This window comes from Maridesulfovibrio sp. FT414 (assembly GCF_050916235.1).
In the GTDB taxonomy this organism is placed as follows: domain Bacteria; phylum Desulfobacterota; class Desulfovibrionia; order Desulfovibrionales; family Desulfovibrionaceae; genus Maridesulfovibrio.
In genome coordinates this window covers 2,043,788-2,063,773 of sequence record NZ_CP104854.1, presented here as the reverse complement: position 1 = coordinate 2,063,773, position 19,986 = coordinate 2,043,788, and the positions used below count along the sequence as shown (strand labels likewise).

17 protein-coding genes are annotated in these 19,986 nt (G+C 50.7%); 10 read left to right on the top strand and 7 right to left on the bottom strand.

The features are described 5' to 3' along the window. The first annotated feature begins 359 nt into the window (after nt 1-359). The 3 genes from N7E73_RS09140 to N7E73_RS09130 all read left to right on the top strand — a co-directional run bounded on the left by N7E73_RS09140 (nt 360) and on the right by N7E73_RS09130 (nt 4,162). Nucleotides 360-2,774: a Lon protease family protein gene (locus N7E73_RS09140; protein WP_432738754.1), complete on the top strand. Its 2,415-nt coding sequence runs from the start codon at nt 360-362 to the stop codon at nt 2,772-2,774. Nucleotides 2,775-2,846: 72 nt separating this feature from the next. Further along, on the top strand, nt 2,847-3,617 hold the full coding sequence (locus N7E73_RS09135) for a hypothetical protein (RefSeq protein WP_432738753.1): 771 nt from the start codon (nt 2,847-2,849) through the stop codon (nt 3,615-3,617). 53 nt (nt 3,618-3,670) lie between these two features. Further along, on the top strand, nt 3,671-4,162 hold the full coding sequence (locus N7E73_RS09130) for a LysM peptidoglycan-binding domain-containing protein (RefSeq protein ID WP_432738752.1): 492 nt from the start codon (nt 3,671-3,673) through the stop codon (nt 4,160-4,162). A 79-nt stretch (nt 4,163-4,241) separates the two neighbouring features. Here N7E73_RS09130 and rnhA read toward each other — a convergent pair whose 3' ends face one another. The 3 genes from rnhA to N7E73_RS09115 form a co-directional block, all read right to left on the bottom strand. Further along, nucleotides 4,242-4,706: a ribonuclease HI gene (gene rnhA / locus N7E73_RS09125; RefSeq protein ID WP_432738751.1), complete on the bottom strand. Its 465-nt coding sequence runs from the start codon at nt 4,704-4,706 to the stop codon at nt 4,242-4,244. 11 nt (nt 4,707-4,717) lie between these two features. Further along, nucleotides 4,718-5,290 carry a TPM domain-containing protein gene (locus N7E73_RS09120; RefSeq protein WP_432738750.1) on the bottom strand — a complete coding sequence of 191 codons (573 nt, stop codon included), beginning with the start codon at nt 5,288-5,290 and terminating at the stop codon, nt 4,718-4,720. Between the two features lie 169 nt (nt 5,291-5,459). Next, nucleotides 5,460-6,827 carry a phosphomannomutase/phosphoglucomutase gene (locus N7E73_RS09115; RefSeq protein WP_432738749.1) on the bottom strand — a complete coding sequence of 456 codons (1,368 nt, stop codon included), beginning with the start codon at nt 6,825-6,827 and terminating at the stop codon, nt 5,460-5,462. 233 nt (nt 6,828-7,060) lie between these two features. Here N7E73_RS09115 and hflK point away from each other — a divergent pair, with 233 nt between their 5' ends. Together hflK and hflC are read left to right on the top strand one after the other, a co-directional pair. Then, on the top strand, nt 7,061-8,128 hold the full coding sequence (gene hflK, locus N7E73_RS09110) for an FtsH protease activity modulator HflK (RefSeq protein WP_432738855.1): 1,068 nt from the start codon (nt 7,061-7,063) through the stop codon (nt 8,126-8,128). A 12-nt stretch (nt 8,129-8,140) separates the two neighbouring features. Continuing rightward, nucleotides 8,141-8,998, top strand: coding sequence for a protease modulator HflC (gene hflC / locus N7E73_RS09105; RefSeq protein ID WP_432738748.1), 858 nt, complete (start codon nt 8,141-8,143; stop codon nt 8,996-8,998). A gap of 220 nt (nt 8,999-9,218) precedes the next feature. On the opposite strand, the gene N7E73_RS09100 is transcribed toward hflC, so the two are convergent. Continuing rightward, nucleotides 9,219-9,947: an SPOR domain-containing protein gene (locus tag N7E73_RS09100; protein ID WP_432738747.1), complete on the bottom strand. Its 729-nt coding sequence runs from the start codon at nt 9,945-9,947 to the stop codon at nt 9,219-9,221. Nucleotides 9,948-9,966: 19 nt separating this feature from the next. Next, nucleotides 9,967-11,610: an arginine--tRNA ligase gene (gene argS / locus N7E73_RS09095; protein WP_432738746.1), complete on the bottom strand. Its 1,644-nt coding sequence runs from the start codon at nt 11,608-11,610 to the stop codon at nt 9,967-9,969. 253 nt (nt 11,611-11,863) lie between these two features. Between argS and N7E73_RS09090 the strand changes: the two genes are divergently transcribed. Genes N7E73_RS09090 through N7E73_RS09080 form a run of 3 tightly spaced genes read left to right on the top strand, consistent with a single transcriptional unit; the run spans nt 11,864 to nt 14,320 of the window. After that, a complete protein-coding gene (locus tag N7E73_RS09090; RefSeq protein WP_432738745.1) occupies nt 11,864-12,730 on the top strand; it encodes a YitT family protein in 867 nt (288 codons plus the stop codon). A gap of 5 nt (nt 12,731-12,735) precedes the next feature. Further along, nucleotides 12,736-13,554 (top strand): SAM hydrolase/SAM-dependent halogenase family protein, encoded by an 819-nt coding sequence (locus N7E73_RS09085; protein ID WP_432738744.1) that lies wholly within the window; start codon nt 12,736-12,738, stop codon nt 13,552-13,554. Between the two features lie 28 nt (nt 13,555-13,582). Then, complete coding sequence (locus N7E73_RS09080; RefSeq protein WP_432738743.1) at nt 13,583-14,320, top strand: adenosylcobinamide-GDP ribazoletransferase; 738 nt, start codon at nt 13,583-13,585, stop codon at nt 14,318-14,320. On the opposite strand, the gene N7E73_RS09075 is transcribed toward N7E73_RS09080, so the two are convergent. Beyond that, nucleotides 14,321-14,800, bottom strand: coding sequence for an S-ribosylhomocysteine lyase (locus tag N7E73_RS09075; protein WP_432738742.1), 480 nt, complete (start codon nt 14,798-14,800; stop codon nt 14,321-14,323). A 173-nt stretch (nt 14,801-14,973) separates the two neighbouring features. Continuing rightward, nucleotides 14,974-15,675 (bottom strand): 5'-methylthioadenosine/adenosylhomocysteine nucleosidase, encoded by a 702-nt coding sequence (locus N7E73_RS09070; protein ID WP_432738741.1) that lies wholly within the window; start codon nt 15,673-15,675, stop codon nt 14,974-14,976. Between the two features lie 127 nt (nt 15,676-15,802). Here N7E73_RS09070 and N7E73_RS09065 point away from each other — a divergent pair, with 127 nt between their 5' ends. Further along, nucleotides 15,803-16,750: a LysR family transcriptional regulator gene (locus N7E73_RS09065; protein WP_432738740.1), complete on the top strand. Its 948-nt coding sequence runs from the start codon at nt 15,803-15,805 to the stop codon at nt 16,748-16,750. Nucleotides 16,751-17,098: 348 nt separating this feature from the next. Next, the gene (locus tag N7E73_RS09060) at nt 17,099-19,882 is read left to right on the top strand and encodes a S8 family serine peptidase (protein ID WP_432738739.1); all 2,784 of its coding nucleotides are present in this window, start codon (nt 17,099-17,101) and stop codon (nt 19,880-19,882) included. Nucleotides 19,883-19,986: the final 104 nt, after the last annotated feature.

The window sequence follows — 19,986 nt, the reverse complement described above, 5'->3', positions numbered from 1 at the left end:
ATATGCAATGAGCAGTCGATGGAAGTGCCTGCCGACAAAAATCACCTGAAATTCATATCTCCGAACATCTATCAGCGCAACAGCTATTTTGTTTTTGAACGATCATTCAGCCATTATTCACAGATGCTATTCCATTAACCAACTTATTTTAATAATTATTTTTATTTGTATAAAATTTCACAATCAGTGTTTGTTCAATCCTGCCCTTGTCCGCTAAAAATTTCACGTTCTCAACAGTCAATCAGATGATAAAATCTTACTCATACCACTACTGATAAGTGACAATTTGACATTATCCAAGTAAGTGCAGGGGATGATTATTTCAGCGTACTATTCAACCACAGGGGATTTTTAAATATATGTCAGCAAAAGAATTAGTTGCGGGTAAGCTCAGAGCCCACCTTGATCCTTCCAAGATTCAGTATGATTCAAGCCTTGAAATCCCAGAATCGGTCGGAGATTATGATCTTTTCCAGCCGCGCGCACTCCAGGCCTTCCGCATGGCTCTGGCGATCAAGGGCACCTGCCACAACCTGTACCTTTCAGGTGATGCCAACCTTGGCAGGAGCTATTTTTCCCGTGAATATTTCGAGCTTAGGGCAGCAACCCAGCCCACTCCGCCGGACCAGCTGTACCTGCACAATTTTTCCCATCCGGACCGCCCGATTGCCGTCTCCCTTCCCGCAGGCAGAGGCAAGGACTTCAAGGATGCAATGGGTGAGGCGGTTTCCCAGATAAAGGAACAGCTGCCTGCGTGGTTTGAACGAGAACCGCACATAAAGGCTCACGAGGAAATTTCACGCACATTTCAGGATGAGCGCGAAGACCTCTTTTCCGATATGGAAGCCCTTGCCAAAGAGCGCGGCTTCAGCCTCGAAATAGACGAACAGGGCGGACTTACACTGATTCCCCTTATTGAAGGCCGCATCCTCAATGACGAGGAATTTGAACGCCTTGACCCGGAACTTCGCAAAAGCCTGCGCACATCCGCAGATGACCTGCTGGCCGAAGTCACCGCCATCCTGCGCCGCATCAGCAAGACAGAAGAAGGTTTCCGCAAGGATGAACGCAAGCTGCATCAGGAAACAGCCAAAGAACTGCTTAAGGAACTGCTCTCCCCGCTGCACAACGATTTCGGACAGTTTGAGGTAATCGAGACTTATCTTGGCGACCTTGAAGAAGAGCTGGTGGACAACATTGATCTGTTCATGGCCAGAGAGCAGCAGGGCCCGCCCCTTCTGCCCGGTCTGCCAATCCCGGAATCTTCTCCTACGGACGACCTTTTTGCACAGTTCGAAGTGAACCTGCTGGTGGACAACAGCGAAACCAAGGGAGCTCCGGTTGTCATGGCCGACCACCCCACGGCCTTCAACCTGCTCGGCTCAATTGAGCGTGAATCCGAAATGGGTGCCCTGTTTACCGACTTCACCCTGATCCGTGCCGGAGCCATCCACAAGGCAAACCACGGCTATCTGATAGTTTACGCCGATGACATCCTGACCATTCCTTCTTCATGGGAAGCTCTGCTCAGAGCGCTGCGCACCGGGCAGGCCAAGATCGAAGATCCGGGTGACGGTGACCAGATCCGCACCAAGACCCTTGAGCCTGAACCGATCCCGCTCGACCTGACAGTAATTCTCATCGGTTCTGAGGAAACATACGAGCTGCTGCTCTACAATGACGAACGTTTCGGAAAATATTTCAAACTCAAGGCCCACATGCAGCTCACTGCCGAGCGCAATGCTGAGAACATCAAGAGATTTGTGCGTGTACTCGGAAAGATCATCAACGATGCCGAATTGCTGCCTTTCGATCGTGAATCTCTGGCCCGCATAGTGGACCACTCCAGCAGGCTCGCTGAAGACCAGAAAAAACTCTCCCTGCGCATCCCGCTGATCAAGGAGATGATGGTTGAAGCCGCTGCACTGGCAAAACTTGACGGTAAGTCCATGGTAGACCTGCCCGCCATCGAAGAAGCCATTTCCATGAAGGACTTCCGCTCGAATCTCTACGAGGACGAATTCATGGCCGAGTATGACCGCGAGGTCATCAAGGTCGAGACTACCGGTGAGGGCGTCGGCCGGGCCAACGGCCTTTCCGTAACCCTGTTCGGCGATTATGAATTCGGCCTGCCGCACCGCATTTCCTGTACGGTCGGCGTCGGGCACGGCGGAATCCTCGACCTTGAGCGCGAAGCACGCATGGGCGGCCCCATCCACACAAAAGGCATGATGATCATCAAGAGCTACCTTGTTGGTCTTTTCGCGCAGGATAAGCCCATCGTACTGACCGGAAGCCTCTGCTTCGAACAGAGTTATGCCGGAATTGAAGGTGATTCCGCATCCGGTGCTGAACTGGCAGCCCTGCTCTCTTCCATTTCCGGGGTTCCGATCAAGTTCGACTATGCTTTCACCGGTGCGGTAAGTCAGTCCGGCACTATCATGGCTGTCGGCGGAGTAAGCCGCAAAATCGAAGGATTCTTTGAAGTCTGCCGCAGACGTGGACTTAACGGCAAACAAGGTGTTCTCATTCCGGCAGACAATGTGATAAACCTTATGCTGAGAAATGAAGTTGCCGAAGCAGTTGAAAAAGGCATGTTCCACCTCTATCCGATCAGCACAATTGAAGAGGCAATCCATATTCTCACCGGAGTTAAGGCCGGAGCACGCGGCAAAAACGGTACATTCCCTGCCGGAACCGTCTTCCGCAAGGTAGACGACCGGCTGGCGGAACTGGCCAGACTTGCCTTGAAAGCGGAATGCAAAACCCTCTGATAACAATTTGCCGGGCTTCCTGACTGACAGTCAACAGGCCGGAAAGTAACACAGCAAAACAGGATCAGGACAATGTCCAACTCATGGATAAAGGAAAAGATGCCCGAATTCGTCCGGGACACCTTCAGGGATTTCTGCCTTGCAGGAAGTACTCTGGAGGAGCAGTTCGAAACCTTTGACCGGGAGCGCAGTGTAAGCTTCGAGGTTTTGAACGACCTCATCGGCAGCAACATGCATAAAGGGTTGCTCTGGAGGCTCAAGGATACTGCCCACCTGCTTTTCCAGAACGAGGATGCGAACCATCTTTCCGGTCGCTTTCTGGACTGGGGCATGGGCTACATCTTCCACGAAGCCTTCAAACTCAGGGAAGACGCCTACCAGAACCTGAACTACGCTCCGCTTTTTTCCAATCTCCGGGGCCGGGACACCACTCTCCCGGAATCCGAGATCGGTCAGGACTTCGTTCAGGTTGTCGAGCAGACCGAAGAAAGTATGGAGCGCGAGATAAGCCGTATCAGGTTCATCATTGCCCGCTGCCGGCAGCTGTTCCCCATCTACCTGAAAAATCACAAGGATAATAATCTTCTCGGCAGACTGCTCTTTTCCCAGAACATGCTCATCAGGGAAGTTTTTCGTGAGGAATATGAAAACCTTGTTGATACAATTTATGGCGAAGAACCTGAAATGCTTTATGTTCTTGCTTCACGCAGCCTCAGACTCGGAGGATGGATGGACAGAGCAGTGGACGCAACAAACCAGGCCCATAAATTGAACCCCAAAAACCACAAGGTGTTGCAAGAAAAAGAAATAGTTGATAACTGGACAAAAACAGTTAAAGTATAACTTGTTGAAAATGGGTACCCAGTAAATTTTCTAATGTGAGGAGGCCTCGAAAAATGAAAAAACTGATCTGGCTCGCCATTGCCTTCAGCCTGATGTTCGCTTGGGGATGTGCCAAAAAGCAAGTTCCTCAGGAAGAGGTTGTGGTAGTTGAAGAAACTGAAGTTGTTGTAGTGAAAGAAGAACCCGCTGAAAAAGTAGAGGAAGTCGTTCCCCCGACTCCCATGGAAATCTACGAAAGCGAGTACAGAAACCTGCCCACTTCGCACGTGGTAACCAAAGGCGAATGTCTGTGGTGGATTGCTGAATACCAGCAGATTTACAATGATCCCTTCATGTGGCCCCTCATTTACAAGGCCAACAGGGACATGATCAAGAATCCTGATCTCATCTACCCCGGTCAGACCCTTGAAGTTCCCCGCGCAGGCTACAGCCTGGAAGAAGTAAAAGCAGCCCGCAAGCAGGCAGGCGCTTCCTGGAAGGCTCTTGAGCCCAAGGAAAACGCTGTTGTTCCCGGCGAAATGAAAGCTGCTCTCGGTTACCTGTAGAAATACACGTAAATCGCAAATAAAAAATCCCGGCGGTCCATCAGGGCTGCCGGGATTTTTTTGTCTTAACTGCCGTTATTTAATTCTCTTCATCTTCAATAAGCCCGCCGGATGATGCGGCTGTGCGGGCCAGTTCGTCGCAGCGTTCGTTTTCAGGATCGCCGGAATGTCCCTTTACCCAGCGGAAGGAGACATTATGCATTTCAAGCAGAGGAATGAACTGCAGCCAGAGATCCTTGTTCTTGACCGGTTGCTTGGCCGCTGTTTTCCATCCGTTTTTCTGCCAGTTGTCGATCCACTTCTTGGTGAAGGCGTTCTTCACGTACTGGGAATCCGTATACAGGGTCACGTCGCAGGGTTCCTTGAGTTCGCTAAGAGCTGCAATCACGGCCCTCATTTCCATGCGGTTGTTGGTAGTCCGCTTGTAGCCCTGCGAAAGCTCCTTGCGGTGTTCATTAAAAAGCAGAACTGCTCCGTAGCCGCCTCTACCGGGATTACCCAGACAGGAGCCATCGGTATATATGGTAAGTTTTTTTCTGGACATCTGTTCCCTGTTTATTCCTTTTTTCCACCTGATTCAGGATCAGTCATATTTCCAGCGCCATTTTCACTGTAGACCGGAGCGACTGTCTGGTTGGAATCAACCTTGATAAGCCGTTCCCAGATCATCGACAGGGTCGTCATAAGCAATGTCGGCCACCTGTCTTCACTGAAATTTCCAGAGAACTGATTCTGCCCGATCTCCTTGATGAACTGGTCACCAAGGGCATGGCGTACCAGACCGGGGAAAACCATCTCCACCTGTTCATTTGGCGGTGAAATGCCGATATAAAGTTCGTTTGTTTCTAACTCCTGAGGGGCAAGCGGATCAGTCATTATCTGGACCCTGACCTTCACCCCGAATTCGTTGCGCATACTTCTGATGAATCCCTGCACGAAATCACGTTCCGCTTTGGAAAGGACTCTGGTCTGATCCCACAGGGCATTTCTGGCCTGCAGTTTTTCAAGTGTGGTCTGGTTGTTCATCCAGAACGCCCAACCCACAATACCGAAAATTACGAGCATCCCCACCATGCGTAAAAACTTTTCACTGGCGGTCTTTCCGTGCGGATTCAAAATTAGAGCCATGCTGTCTACCTTTGTTATTTTTAATCCCGGACTTCCTATGGCGTCGGGATTGCATCGACCTGGTTACTGATCAGTTCTGTACAGCTGCACTGCTTACAGGCCTCCGCAATCCACATCCGCTAATTACACTACCAACTATTTGCTTTCATGTAAAAACATGGCACGGAGCTCAACTTTCAAGCTCGATTCGAAGCTTCTCAAGTAATGTTTCCACCAACGACCTTATCTCATCAAGCCGTTCCGGCGTATCGGCCTCAAAACGCATGGTCAGGGCCGCCTGTGTGTTTGAGGCCCGCACAAGTGCCCAACCGTCTTCGAAAACAACCCTGACACCGTCAATATCAACTACTTCGTAATCTTTGGATAATTCCTCAACGGCCCTTTCCACTATACGGAACTTGATCTTTTCAGGAAAATCGACACGAAGTTCAGGTGTAAAATATGTTTGGGGCCAGTCATCAAACATTCTTGAAAGCGGAAGATCTGTCTTTGAAAGAATCTCAATCAACCTCAGGGCGGAGTAGATTCCGTCATCAAATCCATAGAAACGGTCGGCAAAAAAGACGTGCCCGCTCATCTCACCCCCAAGCCCCGCCCCTGTCTCGGCCATTTTGGCCTTCATGATGGAGTGGCCGGTACGAGCCATGAGCGGCCTGCCGCCATGTTTTTCAATATCATTAAAAAGCAGATGGCTGCATTTTACATCCCCGATGACCATTTCTCCGGGTCTGCGCCCGAGCATCTCGCGGGCATAGATTGCCACCAGCCGGTCGCCCGGAATAAGCCTGCCCTTTTCATCCACTGCGCCGATGCGGTCGGCATCCCCGTCCAGTCCGATCCCTGCCTCGGCTCCGTGCTCGACAACTGCTCTGAAAAGGTCCCCCATATACTTCTCCACCACCGGGTCCGGGTGATGGTTGGGAAAATCGCCATCAGGTTCGCAATAAAGCGGGATAACATCAACCCCTGCCCGCTTCAGCATATCCAGACCGATGTGTCCCCCGGCACCGTTACCACCGTCCAGAACAACCCTGACCGGCCTTTTGATTTCAATCCCTGAAAGGAGGTCTTCAATATAATAAGGCACAATGTCATGTACAGAGATCATGCCTGAGCCTTCGACAAACTCCCCGGACTTCATAATTCCGTATATTTCACGGATATCACCGCTGTGGACGGTGGTATCCTCCCCCCAGACCTTGAATCCGTTGAACTCCGGTGGATTATGGCTGGCGGTGATCATGACCCCGGCCTTGTATCCGAGTTTTCTGGCTGCGAAATAGAACACCGGGCTGGGCACAAGGTTCAAAAGAAGGACATCAACGCCGCAGGCATTAAGCCCCCTTGCCATGGCAGCCTGATAGGCCGGCGAGCTGTGACGGCAGTCATGCCCCACAACAGCCCGGTCCCAGCCGCGTTTGCGGAACCAGGTCCCGCAGGCCCGTCCGAGGCATTCCACCCATTCCTCGTCAAAATCATGATCCACAATGCCTCTGATGTCGTAGGCCCGGAATATTTCACTGTTAATTTCTTTCACCTGAGCTGCTCCTTTGTACTGTCGCGGAGGATATGTCGATGCTAAAAACATTATCCGCCAACATGTCAACTTTTCAGAATCAGTTGCAGTTATTGATCTTCACACTTATACTTAACAAATTGGCGTCAGAAACACACAGCACGCAGTAAATTGCTGTGATTATCTTATTAACTGCGCGGCCCGCTTATCCGATTTTCCTTGATATGTCGGTCCGTCTCGCCTATCAAATTATCATGAACTGGGATTGGGACAAATTATCCGAACAACGGCAGAGGCAAAGCGGCGGCGGACCTAAGCCGCCCAATATGGACGATTTCAACTCCACTATCAAAAAAATTCGCGGTACCGGCGTGCCTGGCGGTAAATTTATCGTCATCGGCATCATCGTGCTCTGGTTCCTTTCCGGAATCTACATTGTAGAGCCTGATGAAGTGGGCGTGGTTACAAGATTCGGCAAGTTTGTCGACACCACCGGACCTGGACCGCACTACCACCTTCCGGTTCCCATTGAATCGGTCATGAAGCCTAAAGTCACACAGATCAGACGTGTGGAAGTAGGCTTCCGTTCCTATGGTTCTTCCAGCTCGTTCACTCAGGGACAGTCCCGGAACGTACCCGAGGAATCGCTCATGCTCACCGGTGACGAAAACATCGTTGATGTTCAGTTCATCGTACAGTACCAGATCAAGGATCCGGTAAACTACCTCTTTGAGGTGAGCAACCAGCCTAAGACAATTCAGGATGCTGCTGAAGCGGCCATGCGTGAGATCATTGGAAAAACCAAAATCGAACTGGCTCTGACCACCGGCAAGCTCCAGATCCAGACTGAAACCAGAAACCTGCTGCAGGAAATAGTAGACCGCTACAAGCTCGGAGTGAACGTGCTGGCGGTGCAGCTGCAGAACGTGCATCCACCGAACGAGGTTGTGGATGCCTTCAAGGACGTGGCCAGTGCCCGCGAGGACAAGAGCCGCTACATAAACGAGGCTGAAGCTTACCGCAACGACATACTGCCCAAGGCCAGAGGTCAGGCGGCGGTTATTGTGAACAAGGCTGAAGCGTACAAGGAATCCAAGATCCGTATGGCCGAAGGTCAGGCCAAGCGTTTTCTCGCTGTCTACAACGAGTACCTGAAGGCAAAAGACATCACCATCAAACGCCTGTACCTTGAGACAATGCAGAACATTCTTGCGAATCCTGATGTCAAGAAGATCATCCTTTCTGATGACGCTGCTCAAAAGGCACTCCCCTTCCTGTCTCTGGACGGCGGGGCGTTTCCAATCACAACCGATAAAAAATAGGGGACAAGAATTATGAGTCTGCTCAAAAAAGGTTCCGCTCCCCTGGCAATACTGATCATTGTTGCCGTGCTGGGGATTGCCCAGAGTGCCTATATAGTAAAACAGACCGAAAAGGCCATCGTGCTGCAGCTCGGTAAGCCCAAATCCGGCCCCTTGGGGCCTGGGCTTCACTTCAAGCTGCCTTTCATCCAGAACGTGATCTATTTTGATTCCCGCCTTCTGGAATATGATGCCCGACCGGCAGAAATCCTGACCAAGGACAAGAAAAACATGGTTGTGGACAACTACTCCAAGTGGCGCATTGCCGACCCCTTGCAGTTCTACCGCACCGTGCGCTCCATTCCCCGTGCGCAGGCCCGCCTTGATGACATCATCTATGCGGAACTGCGCGTGGCCCTTGGTCGCTATACCCTGATTGAAATCATCTCCAGTGACAGAACCGCCATCATGGAAGAAGTCACCCAGACGTCCAACAACCTGCTCAAGCCGTACGGCATTGAGGTAACGGATGTACGTATCAAACGTACAGACCTGCCTCCTGAAAACGCCCGTGCGATCTACGGACGCATGAGAGCCGAACGCGAGCGCATGGCACGTCAGTACCGCTCAGAAGGTAACGAAGCTGCCGCCCGCATTACCGCTGCAGCAGACAAGGAAAAGACCATCACCCTCGCAGACGCAAGCCTCAAGGCCGAAATCATGCACGGTGAAGGAGATGCAATGGCAACCAAGATCTACGCCGACAGCTTCGGCAAGGATCCGCGTTTCTTTGAATTCATGAAATCCCTCGAAGCTTACGAAAAAGGCTTCAAAGGCGATACCAGAATTATCCTTTCTCAGGACAACCCGTTCCTGAAATACATGAAATAAGAATGCCTTCGACGTCCAGCGAGGGGAACTTTTGCAAAAGTTCCCCTCGCTGGACTCTCCCTTCAAAACCTTTTAACAGGCTTCGCTCACAGCTTGTTGGACAGGCATAAAAAACCCCTCAATATCTTCTAAGATATTGAGGGGTTAATGTTTTTAAAGAATCTCTGCGTTTGAAATGCGCAACAGGCTGTAATCTGCTCAGCTGGCAATCCCACCGATATTAAGAAACCGGCACCTTGCTCTTGAGAAGCGGTTTTTTGATTCCGAACTGCCTCAAGGTCTTCTTCATGCCTTCGGTAGAATCGGGGGTTCCGGTATGGCGTACAAAAACCCTGTACCATGTCCGGCTTCCGCTTTTCCCGGCCTCCACATAGGCGTTCAGACCGCTGGAGGAGAGCTTGTCGCTGAATTCCTGCGCTCTGGTAGTATCACCGAACGAAGCAGCCTGATACACGTAGTTGTATATCGGTCCCACATTCGGCTGCGGCTTGTCGATTTCTACCGGAGGTTCCGGCTCGGCCTGAGTAATCTTTGCGGCGACAGCTGCTTCAGGCTTGCTCTCCGTGGTTACTACGGGCTTGCTTTCAACCTTTGCCGTTTCTGTTTTCTCCGGCTGTTTGGAGGGCTGTTCCTTGTTTTCTTCCTGCCTTACAGCGGATTCAGGCTTTTTCTTGAGCTGATCAATGTAGTCCAGCTCTTCCGGCTTGAGCACTCCGCCCTTTATTTCACCGGAACCGCTTCCGGACTGACTGGGCATCATCATGGCAAGTTCCGGCACATCCTTTTCAGGCTGATAACCACGGCCCAGCAGGATTCCCAGTACAAAAAAAGCGCACAGGGCAGCGACACTCCCCGCACATATCCCGATCATTTCCGGAACAGTGAAAGTGAAAGTGTAGGTCTTTTCCTGATTGTCTGCCTTCGTCTTCTTGCCTTTGGGAGCAGCCATTATCTTCTCCGGTTAGAGATTACATGCGATCGGGAGCGGAAACTCCAAGCAGGTTGAGACCGTTGGCCAGAGTCAGGGCCACGGACTTGAGCAGCAGCAGCCTTGCACCGACAACTTCACCTTCTGCGGAAAGGATGTGGTGCATGGAGTAGAACCTGTGCAGTGCGCTGGCCAGATCACGCAGATAGTAGCTGATGATGTGCGGGCTCATGTTTTTGCCGGCATTCTCGGCCACGTCGGCGAACTGATCCATGAGCTTCATGAGATCAAGTTCTTCGTCATTGGTCAGGCTTTCAAGCTGTGCGGCATCTACAGCAAGAAGTTTGATGCCCTGCTCTTCCGCCTTGCGGATTACTGAGCAGATACGCGCGTGGGCGTACTGCACGTAGTAAACCGGGTTATCCATGCTCTTCTGCTTGACCAGATCGAGGTCGAAGTCGAGATGGCTGTCGCTCTTGCGGGACAGGAACATGAAACGGGAGGCGTCGCGGCCAACTTCTTTCACCACGTCTTCGAGAGTTTCGAATTCGCCTGCACGGGTGGACATGGCCACCTGTTCGCCACCGCGCAGCAGGTTTACCAGCTGCACGAGAATTACTTCAAGCTGGCCCTTCCTGCCGAGTGCTTCAACTGCTGCCTGCATACGCGGAACATAACCGTGGTGGTCGGCTCCCCAGATGTCGACAACGAGGTCGAAACCACGCTTGTACTTGTCATCATGGTAGGCAATGTCGGATGCAAAATAGGTCAGGTCTCCGTTGGACTTGCGCAGAACACGGTCCTTGTCGTCACCGAGGTCGGTGGACTTGAACCAGAGAGCTCCGTCCTGCTCATAAGCCATGCCGCGAGCCTTGAGGTCTGCGAAGGTCTCTTCGACCTTGCCTGCGCTGACAAGACTTCTTTCGGAGAACCATACATCGTGGCGCACGTCGAATTCGGCAAGGTCTTTCTTGATACCTTCCAGAATCTCGTTCATTCCGTATTCGCGGCAGATGGAGACGGCTTCTTCCTCGGGGATTTCCAGAATATTGGGGTTGCGTTCCAGAACTTCCGCTGCAAGATCCCTGATGTAGTCGCCTTTGTAGAAATCTTCGGGATCGGCGATGTCACGGCCCTGGGTCTGCTGCAGGCGCACCCATATGGAGTTGCCGAGGATGAGCATCTGGCGGCCGGCATCGTTGACATAGTATTCGGCTTCAACATCAAAGCCGGTGAAATCGAGGATGCGGACCAGACAGTCACCGATAGCGGCCCCGCGTCCGTGGCCGATATGCAGTGGCCCGGTGGGGTTGGCGGAAACATATTCCACCTGAACACGGGTTCCCTTGCCGATTTCGCTGCGACCGTAGTCAGCACCCTTTTCAAGCACCTGAGGAATCATATTCTGCCAGAAGGAGCCGGAAAAAGTGAAGTTCAGGAAGCCGGGACCGGCAATATCAACCTGTTCAATATATTTGTCGCCTTCGAGTGCATTCTTGATCTCTTCGGCAATGGCTCGCGGATTCATTTTTGCCTGCTTGGAAAGCATCATGGCAATGTTTGCGGACATGTCGCCGAATTTTTTATCTTTGGGAGGCTCGATCACAGCCTTTTCAGGCCATTCCCAGCCCTTGGATTCAAGGATGGACCCGAGAACTTTTTCAAGGTGTTGTTTAGCTTTCATTACGGATGAAATCTCCTTAAGGAATTATGATAGACAGCCCCGTGCTTTTGATTTCCATACCTTTCAAGGGCTGCTCGTAGCTTTGTGCAAGCTTCGCTTATCATCTTTCGTTGCGGCTTCCAAGCATTCATTACGGGGCTGAAAATACCGTCATGGAGGGAGAAAAGAGTCAATTTGTCATCAAAGGTCAAATCATCATTGCCATTTTACTCTAATACAGCAAAAAATAGCCGCACACAAAGGAGAAAATAAAATGGATTCATTTGTCAGCCGTTTTCAGAAGCTGAGCTATACAATTCCCTGGAATATAGGACTGTTGACTGTCGGATCGTTTCTTACCGGCCTTGCCATAAAGGCGGTGATGATTCCCAACGCCTTCCTGCCCAGCGGAATTTCAGGGCTGGCCCTGCTCGGATATTACGTCTTCCCCCAGATCTCATCAGGTCTGTGGGTCTTTCTGCTCAACATCCCCATTTTCCTGATCGGATGGTTCTTCATCAGCAAACGGTTCTTCTGGTACAGCCTTTACGGCATGATCACCCTCAGTATTTTTATCGAACTGGTTCCGTGGACCATACAGTTCAATGACAAATGGCTGGCCGTGATTGCAGGAGGCATTATCCTTGGTGTAGGCTCCGGAACTGCATTGCGGTCATTGGGTTCCACCGGCGGGCTCGGAATTCTCCAGATTCTGGCCAGAGACAAGCTGGGTATAAAAGTGGGCCAGTTCTCCATGGGGTTCAACGCCGCAGTGCTTGGAACAGGAACAATCTGGCTCAACCTGACCGATGTTCTCTATTCGCTGGCAATGATATATATTTCGGCCGCAGCCATAGATTCCGTGCAGCGCTTGTTCAACCAGCGCAAAATGGTCCTGATCATCACCACTTCCCCGGAAGAAGTCTCCGAGGCAATCATGACCAAGCTCGGTCGGGGGACCACCCTGATCAACGCCATTGGTGGCTATACGAGACAGGAGAAGACGGTTATCATGACCGTGGTCGACTCTTTCAGGATCAAACGCCTTGAAGCTACGATCTTCACTATTGATCCGCAGGCATTTGTCATTATCGAATCAACATTCAGCGTACTCGGGAAAGGTTTTTCCGTGCCGAGGTAGTTGTTATGAGCAGAACCATCGCGCTTTTGACCGATTTCGGACTGGATGACCCTTATGTAGGGCAGATGAAAGGGGTGTTGGCAACCCATGCTCAGGATTCCAGAATCATCGACGTCAGCCACGGGGTTGAACCGTTCTGCATTTCGCAGGGAGCTTTTTTTCTGGCTGCAGCCATGGAGCATTTCCCCGAAGATACGGTTTTCATAACCGTGGTAGATCCCGGTGTAGGCAGCGCGAGGCGCATTATCGGGGCGGAATTCGGCTCACGCACTGTAATTGCCCCGGACAACGGAATAATTGAGCTGGCCGAGGATAAATTCGGCGGGACCATGATCGTTACCGACCTGAGCGAGGCTGCCGCAAAGATACACAGTTCCGCAACCTTTCACGGCCGGGACATTTTCGCACCCATTGCAGCGGATATTGCCTGCGGCACATCACTTGAATCCCTCGGCCCCAAAATGCCGCTACGCGACATAGTACGGACCGGGATCAACAAGCCGGTCTGGAAGCCAGACGGAGTGGATGCCACCATTCTGCACAGGGACCGGTTCGGCAACCTTGTACTCAACATCCCGGATCACCAGCATATGCCGGAGCGCATGTCCATCCCAGAAGAACAGCTCCTGTCAGGCAATGACGCCAGTTGCGTAAGACGTGTTTCCTGTTATGCCGAACTGGAAAGCGGGGCCACCGGACTCATCGCCGGAAGCCAGGGTTACTACGAACTGGCCCTTAACCGGGGCGCGGCGTCGGAGATGCTCGGCCTCGAACCCGGCGACACCCTGACCCTTTCATGGAATGCACAATGCCCTGTCGACTGAATCATTTTTCGACCTTCGGAAACAACTCATGAATATAATACGCGACTTCCTGATAACCCTCGGTTTCATGACCCGGCTTGGACCGGTTATGAACATCGAGGCCGAAGATCTTGCCCGGACAGTGAAATGGATGCCGCTCACCGGTCTGGTTATGGGTGCGGTGATAGTGTTCCCATTCTATATGGGGCTTTTTGCCGGAAAATACTGGCTTCAATCATGGCTGACCGTTGCCGGGTCCATCTATCTTACCCGCGGGCTGCACTTTGACGGTGTTGCCGACATAGCCGACGGGGCCGGGCCATACCCTGATGCAGAACGGTTCTGGAAAATACTCAAGGACAGCAGAACCGGGGTGTTCGGCGTCCTTGCGGCTGTGCTGGCAGTGCTGGGACAGGTTCTCGGATTCTACTATGTCTATGCTGCCGGAGCCTTCGGCGCGGTACTCTGGATTTTCATGCTTGGGAGGTTCGGCAACGCGTTTTTCGGACGGATAGCCCTGCCACTGGCAAAGCCGGGACAGGGCATCCTGACCATGAAGGGGGCGGATAATCTTTCTCTGTTCGCTGGCCTGATGATGACTGCAGGAGCAGGCTTTTTTACCGTCTCCGCAGCAACTCAGTTGCTGGGATTAGCCATTTCCGGCGGAGCAATTATATTTCTCTACAGGCTTGCCCGGAAAGTGAACGGAGCCAACGGTGATTTTCTCGGCGCGGCACTTGTTCTGACCGAACTGTCGGCACTGCTGGCCTTTGCCGCAGTAAACTGATCAGCCGGGGTAAACGAGGTTTTCCGGAGTAATTTTATTCAGCACTTCAACAAAGAACCTGCGCGCTTCTTCCCTTGCTCCAGCAGGGTCCATAAGAGTGTAGTTTCCACACTCAACCGCAGAAGCTCCGGGGATTTCACCATCAAATTCAGCCGCAAACCCGAACAAATCCTCAATCAGCGGTACTATTTCCACGGATTTCAGGTCGCCATTCAGCAACAGATAAAATCCGGTAAGGCAGCCCATGGGACCGAAATATATTATTTTATCCCCATACCCTTCGTGATTGCGCAGAAATGTTGCCCCGATATGCTCAATGGTGTGCGCCACGGCTGAAGACAGGGCCGGTTCATTGTTCGGCTCTTTCATGCGCAGATCAAATGTTGTCACTGTTTCCGCTCCAACAGCATCCCTGCGGGAAAGATAAATACCGCGTTTCAGTCTGGTGTGGTCTATTTTAAAGCTTCCTATCCTGTTCATTGTGTTACTCCGGTTGATGACCTTGCTTAGTGAGCTGAGGTCAGAATTAAAATTTTGCCGCTACTGCCCGCGAAGCGATATTGAAAGGTTTTGGGATTCTTAAACCCTTTTGCAAAAGGGTTTAAGCCGCCGGAGGCGAAATCAGCTCGTCAAATGCGCAAAGCGCATCTAACTTATCTCCTCAATCCATCAAGCATGGCGAGAACCATGCGTACTGAATTGGCGGCGGCTTGTTCCATGCAGCTTTCGTAAACGGCGGTATTGCCCTGTTCCCGGACCTTGTCCGATATTGAGCGGATCAATATGAAGGGTACCTTGAACAGGAAGCCGGTCTGGGCAATGGCAGCTCCTTCCATTTCCACAGCCATGACATCGGGGAAGAATTCGGCAATGCGCTCGACCTGCTGCGGGGTATGTACAAAGGAATCACCGGACAAGACCGGTCCCTGATGAACGGTGATGCTGTCTTCATTTATCCACGCCTTCCGTGCCAGCCCGAGAAGCAGGCTGTCGGCCTTGAAGGATGCGGGCATGCGTGGAATCTGTCCCATTTCATAATCAAATGCCGTGGCATCGGCATCGTAGTGGCGCACTTCCGATGAAATTACGATGTCACCTATTTTCACGTTCTCCGGAAAGGCCCCTGCCACCCCGGTATTGATCAGGTAATCCGGTTTGAATTTGTCCAGCAGCAGCGTTGTTCCGACGGCAGCGTTGACCTTGCCGATTCCGCAAAGAAAAAGAGCCACTTCGACACCGTTGATTGTGCCGGTATAATAAACCAGATCTCCGAAGCAGGTCCGGGCAGTCCCTTCAAGCCTGTCTACCAGCAGAGACAATTCCTCTTCCATTGCGGCTATGATTCCTATCTTCAATGTATATTCCTCTATTCCGTGCGGATTATTTCCGCTGTGATGCTTGAAAGATATGGCAGGAACTACTAATTAGTAAAATTAATAGTTTTAATTTTTTAAGTTAGCAAAACTACTTTAAGGAATAAACATGCTGCCGGACCTGAACCGATTGAAAGTCTTTTTCCACATTTACAATGAACAGAGCAGTACCGGGGCCGCAATAAAACTGCATATCACCCAGTCAGGGGTCAGCCAGCAGCTCAAGAAGCTTGAAGAAGAGCTGAACGTAAAACTGTTCACCCGCGTAAACCGCAGACTGGTCCCGACTGCCGCAGGACACAGCCTTTATTTAATAGTAAAGGAGTTCATTTCAGAGCTGGAAAACAGTCTGCGCCATCTTGCCGACAGCCATGAGATTCCCTGCGGGGAACTGCGCATCGGCACACCGTCCGAATTCGGCAGGACGTACATGCCGGCTATCTTCGCATCATTTCGTCGAAAGTTTCCGCAGGTGTCCATGCATCTGGAACTCGCAGATCCGACGGTCCTTTTTTCCAAACTATCAACAGGTGAGCTTGATTTTGCGTATGCAGACATCCTTCCGTTCATCATGGACACGCCGGGCGGAATTTCAGCCTATTCCGTAACTCCGGTGTTCAGGGAAGAATTCGTGCTGGCCTGTTCGCGCAGGTATTACGAATCGCGGGTGATAGGAGCAAAATATGAACAGCTCTGCGGACTTGATTACATAGGCTACAAGCAGGACATTTCCTTGTTCAGGAGCTGGTTCAGGCTGCACTTTGATCAGGAACCGCCCTCGCTGAACCTTGTTTTTACGGCGGACAGTTCCGGGGCAATTATCAGGGCTATTGAGGAAGGTATGGGACTCGGCATCACCGTAAACCACCTGATCAACCGTCAAGTGGCAAAGGGCGATATTATTTCACTGCTGCCGACAGAACGGAAATTACAGAACACAGTGGCCTGCGTTCAATTCAATGATAAGCAGACAACAATCACTGAAGAAATGTTTCAGGAACACTTCAGGCAGGAATTACTTAAAAATTATGCAAAAATGTCCTCTATCTGTTCATAAAACAATAAAGTTGATTGATATTAAAAACGTATTGCAATATCTCTTTTGATAAATTTACGTAAGGTTTACATATTCTAGTTTTCAGGAATGCACATTGTGAAAAATAAATTATTATTCTTTCTTTTAATCATTCATGCTTTATGTTTAAATTTATTTTCAATATCCGCACACGCTCAAAATGCAGTAGAAAATCAGCTGATTGTAAAGTTCTCAAACGGTGTAAGCGAAAGTAATGCCCGGTCTGTAGCTTCCAGTCACTACATGGACGTACTTGCAGTACTCAACTCTGCAACAGAATACTCTGGACAATGCATACTGCTTTTAAAATCACACCTCACAACGCAAGAAATGATAAATGAAATATCAGGTCTGCCGGAAGTGGAATCATTTTCTCCCAACTATATCCGCAAAAAAAGAGCTGTCCCGGATGATCCCCAATTCGGAAACCAGTGGAGTCTCCAGAATACTTCAGCAGGCATCAATATGCCTGCGGCATGGGACATCAGCACCGGGAGTTCGAACGTTGTAATAGCAGTCATTGATTCCGGTCTGGATCTCAGACATGAAGATATGAAAGATAGTTTGTGGGTTAACCCGTACGACACCTTTAATGGAATTGACGATGACGGCAACGGGGTAGTGGATGATGTCTACGGCATATCCATAAACAGTGGCGTCAGCAGCAACAGCACAGAAGACAGAGACACTGAAGACGGTCACGGTACAGTTGTTTCAAGTGTCATTGCCGCTACAGGAAATAACGGCATAGGAGTATCCGGTATATCTTGGAACAGCCGCATTATGGTTTTACGCCCTGACAACAATTCTGACTCTGAAATCATAATCGCCATCAACTACATCATTGATAAGAAACAAAAAGGAATAAACATTCCTGTAGTCAACATGTCCATCGGCGGATCGAGCGGCAACCCCATTGTACGGGACAAAATACAGGAACTGGCCGACAACGGCATTATCTTCGTAACTTCAGCTGGAAATGACAGCTACGACAACGACAGCTCAGCGATTCGGGAGTATCCTGCAAGCTACGATATTCCAAACATTATTAGCGTTGGAGCAAGCGATCGGAATGGAGACAAGGCCTCTTTTTCCCATTTCGGACAGTACACTGTAGATCTGTTCGCCCCCGGCGTGGATATTACCGCTGCAAGCCGTGGTGGAGGATATAGCACGGATGCAAATGACGGGACCTCTTTTGCCGCCCCGCATGTGGCTGGAACAATAGCCCTTGCCGCCGCTGCCTTTCCGAACGATGATATTTACACCCGCATCAGAAAAATTCTGTCCAGCACATATGTTTCCGGAAAATTCGAGAACAAATGCCTTACGGAAGGAAAGCTGAATGCAACAGCCGCACTTGGAGATGATCTTGAGCTGATTCCTTTCATTACCGGATCAGACTCAAGGGAAGGAAAACGGGAAGGTCAGGCGTTCACCCTGAACGGAGCAGGCTTCGGAACAACTGAAGGCTCGGTCCATTTCTGCAATGCTCAGGGCAGAGCCAAGGCCAGCATAAACACCTGGTCTGATTCAAAGATTACAGGTGTAGTTCCACAGGACGCCGGCGTTTTCGTACAGGTAACCGATAGCAACGGGCTGAAATCAAACGCTCTACAGTTCACTGCATGGGCGGAAAAACAGAGCCCCACACAACTCCACACAATCGGAACTTCCGTGGTGCGCAACGGCATAATTTATACATTCGGTGGCGGTTACACAGCCGGGAGCACAGCCTGCGAAAAATATGATCCGGCAACAAACAGCTGGACAACTTTCACGACCATGCCGGCAGCTCGATCGGGGGCAGGAACAGTTTTTTACAACAACGAAATGTATTTCTTCGGCGGAAAGAACGTAACCTCAAACAGCATTTACTCAGACATAATCAAGTATTCATTTAATACGAACTCCTGGTCAACTCTCCCGGGAACTGTACCTTACCCGTTTGAATGCTCAGCAGAAGTCCTTGACGGCAAATTATACGTCAGCGGCGGCAATGCTACATCCGGAACTGAAACAACGGACAATATATATTTATATAACCCTGATGCAGGATCTTTCACTGTCTTCGGCGACATGGACTGTCCGCGTCTGATGCACTCGTCATTCAGCCATAACGGATTGATATACATATTCGGCGGAATCAACGAAACAAGTCAGGGTGTTTCAAATGTCCTGATTTTCAACGCCACAGATTCATCTCTCAGTTTGGGTCCGAACATAAGCAATGCCGGGGTGACAACTGACGGCACATACCTGTTTCTGACCGGTGGAGCCATGACCAGCAGCATAGGAGCAACCCCGTTTTTATTTACCTTCGATCCATCCGCCAAAACATGGGACTATGGGAATAACACCATCCAGCAACCTGATGTTGGGCGCATAGGTTCGCTTGTGGAGTACATAGAAGGACGCGGACTTTACTCCGTAGCTGGAATTACCGGAGAGGGAGAGGAGAAAAAACTGATGTTCCTGACTATTCCCTCCAGAATCAAGGCTCCAGCCAGCCAACCTGACTCCACGGTAACAATAAATGTGACCCAGAGCGAGACGAGTCAGGAATCTGCAGGAGAACTCAAGGTAAAATACAAACTGCCCGATTCCGGGGACCGGATGACCGATGTCCGCGAATTTACAGCCACAGTAAGTAAGCCCGGTGCAATTATTCATCTTCAGTATGAATTCACAGCGCCTTCAGGAGCTGACATTCCGGCGGACATGACCCTTTACAAGCTCAAAAACAGTGACGAAAGCTACCTTTCATACTCCTATGCCGCAGCAAAAAACGAATGGATTGACGGCTCGTGGTGGCTTGAGGATCAGGACGGTAATTATGTTGCCGAATCACAGCCCCTGACCGAATCCAATGTATATTCGGTGCACTTCTGCCTGACGGACAACGGACGATACGACCAGAGCAGTACTTCAGGAGTGATCACAGACCCGCTGGTGCTCTTTTCCGGAACATCCGGTTCTGCGTCCGGTTCCAGCGGATGTGTGATGTCACCTGATTCAAAACCGGGACTTGAATTTATACTCGGCGTTGTCGCATTCATCTGGATTATCATTTGTGCCGTATTGCGCAGACGCATTGGCTTCACAGACCGTTAAGACGATGACTCAAAATTCACCCCACGGTCTTGCCCTGTGGAAAACTAATTTCCTGACTGAAGCTCAAACAAAAAGCCGCTGACCGAATCAAATCAGGTCAGCGG

Coding starts and splice junctions, on each gene's coding strand:
- argS (WP_432738746.1), bottom strand. CDS start 11,610: ATGAAAGCTAAACAACACCTTGAAAAAGTTCTCGGGTCCATCCTTGAA.
- N7E73_RS09120 (WP_432738750.1), bottom strand. CDS start 5,290: ATGGCTCTAATTTTGAATCCGCACGGAAAGACCGCCAGTGAAAAGTTT.
- N7E73_RS09130 (WP_432738752.1), top strand. CDS start 3,671: ATGAAAAAACTGATCTGGCTCGCCATTGCCTTCAGCCTGATGTTCGCT.
- N7E73_RS09135 (WP_432738753.1), top strand. CDS start 2,847: ATGTCCAACTCATGGATAAAGGAAAAGATGCCCGAATTCGTCCGGGAC.
- N7E73_RS09085 (WP_432738744.1), top strand. CDS start 12,736: ATGAGCAGAACCATCGCGCTTTTGACCGATTTCGGACTGGATGACCCT.
- N7E73_RS09100 (WP_432738747.1), bottom strand. CDS start 9,947: ATGGCTGCTCCCAAAGGCAAGAAGACGAAGGCAGACAATCAGGAAAAG.
- hflC (WP_432738748.1), top strand. CDS start 8,141: ATGAGTCTGCTCAAAAAAGGTTCCGCTCCCCTGGCAATACTGATCATT.
- hflK (WP_432738855.1), top strand. CDS start 7,061: ATGAACTGGGATTGGGACAAATTATCCGAACAACGGCAGAGGCAAAGC.
- N7E73_RS09060 (WP_432738739.1), top strand. CDS start 17,099: ATGATAAATGAAATATCAGGTCTGCCGGAAGTGGAATCATTTTCTCCC.
- N7E73_RS09080 (WP_432738743.1), top strand. CDS start 13,583: ATGAATATAATACGCGACTTCCTGATAACCCTCGGTTTCATGACCCGG.
- N7E73_RS09065 (WP_432738740.1), top strand. CDS start 15,803: ATGCTGCCGGACCTGAACCGATTGAAAGTCTTTTTCCACATTTACAAT.
- N7E73_RS09075 (WP_432738742.1), bottom strand. CDS start 14,800: ATGAACAGGATAGGAAGCTTTAAAATAGACCACACCAGACTGAAACGC.
- N7E73_RS09140 (WP_432738754.1), top strand. CDS start 360: ATGTCAGCAAAAGAATTAGTTGCGGGTAAGCTCAGAGCCCACCTTGAT.
- N7E73_RS09090 (WP_432738745.1), top strand. CDS start 11,864: ATGGATTCATTTGTCAGCCGTTTTCAGAAGCTGAGCTATACAATTCCC.
- rnhA (WP_432738751.1), bottom strand. CDS start 4,706: ATGTCCAGAAAAAAACTTACCATATATACCGATGGCTCCTGTCTGGGT.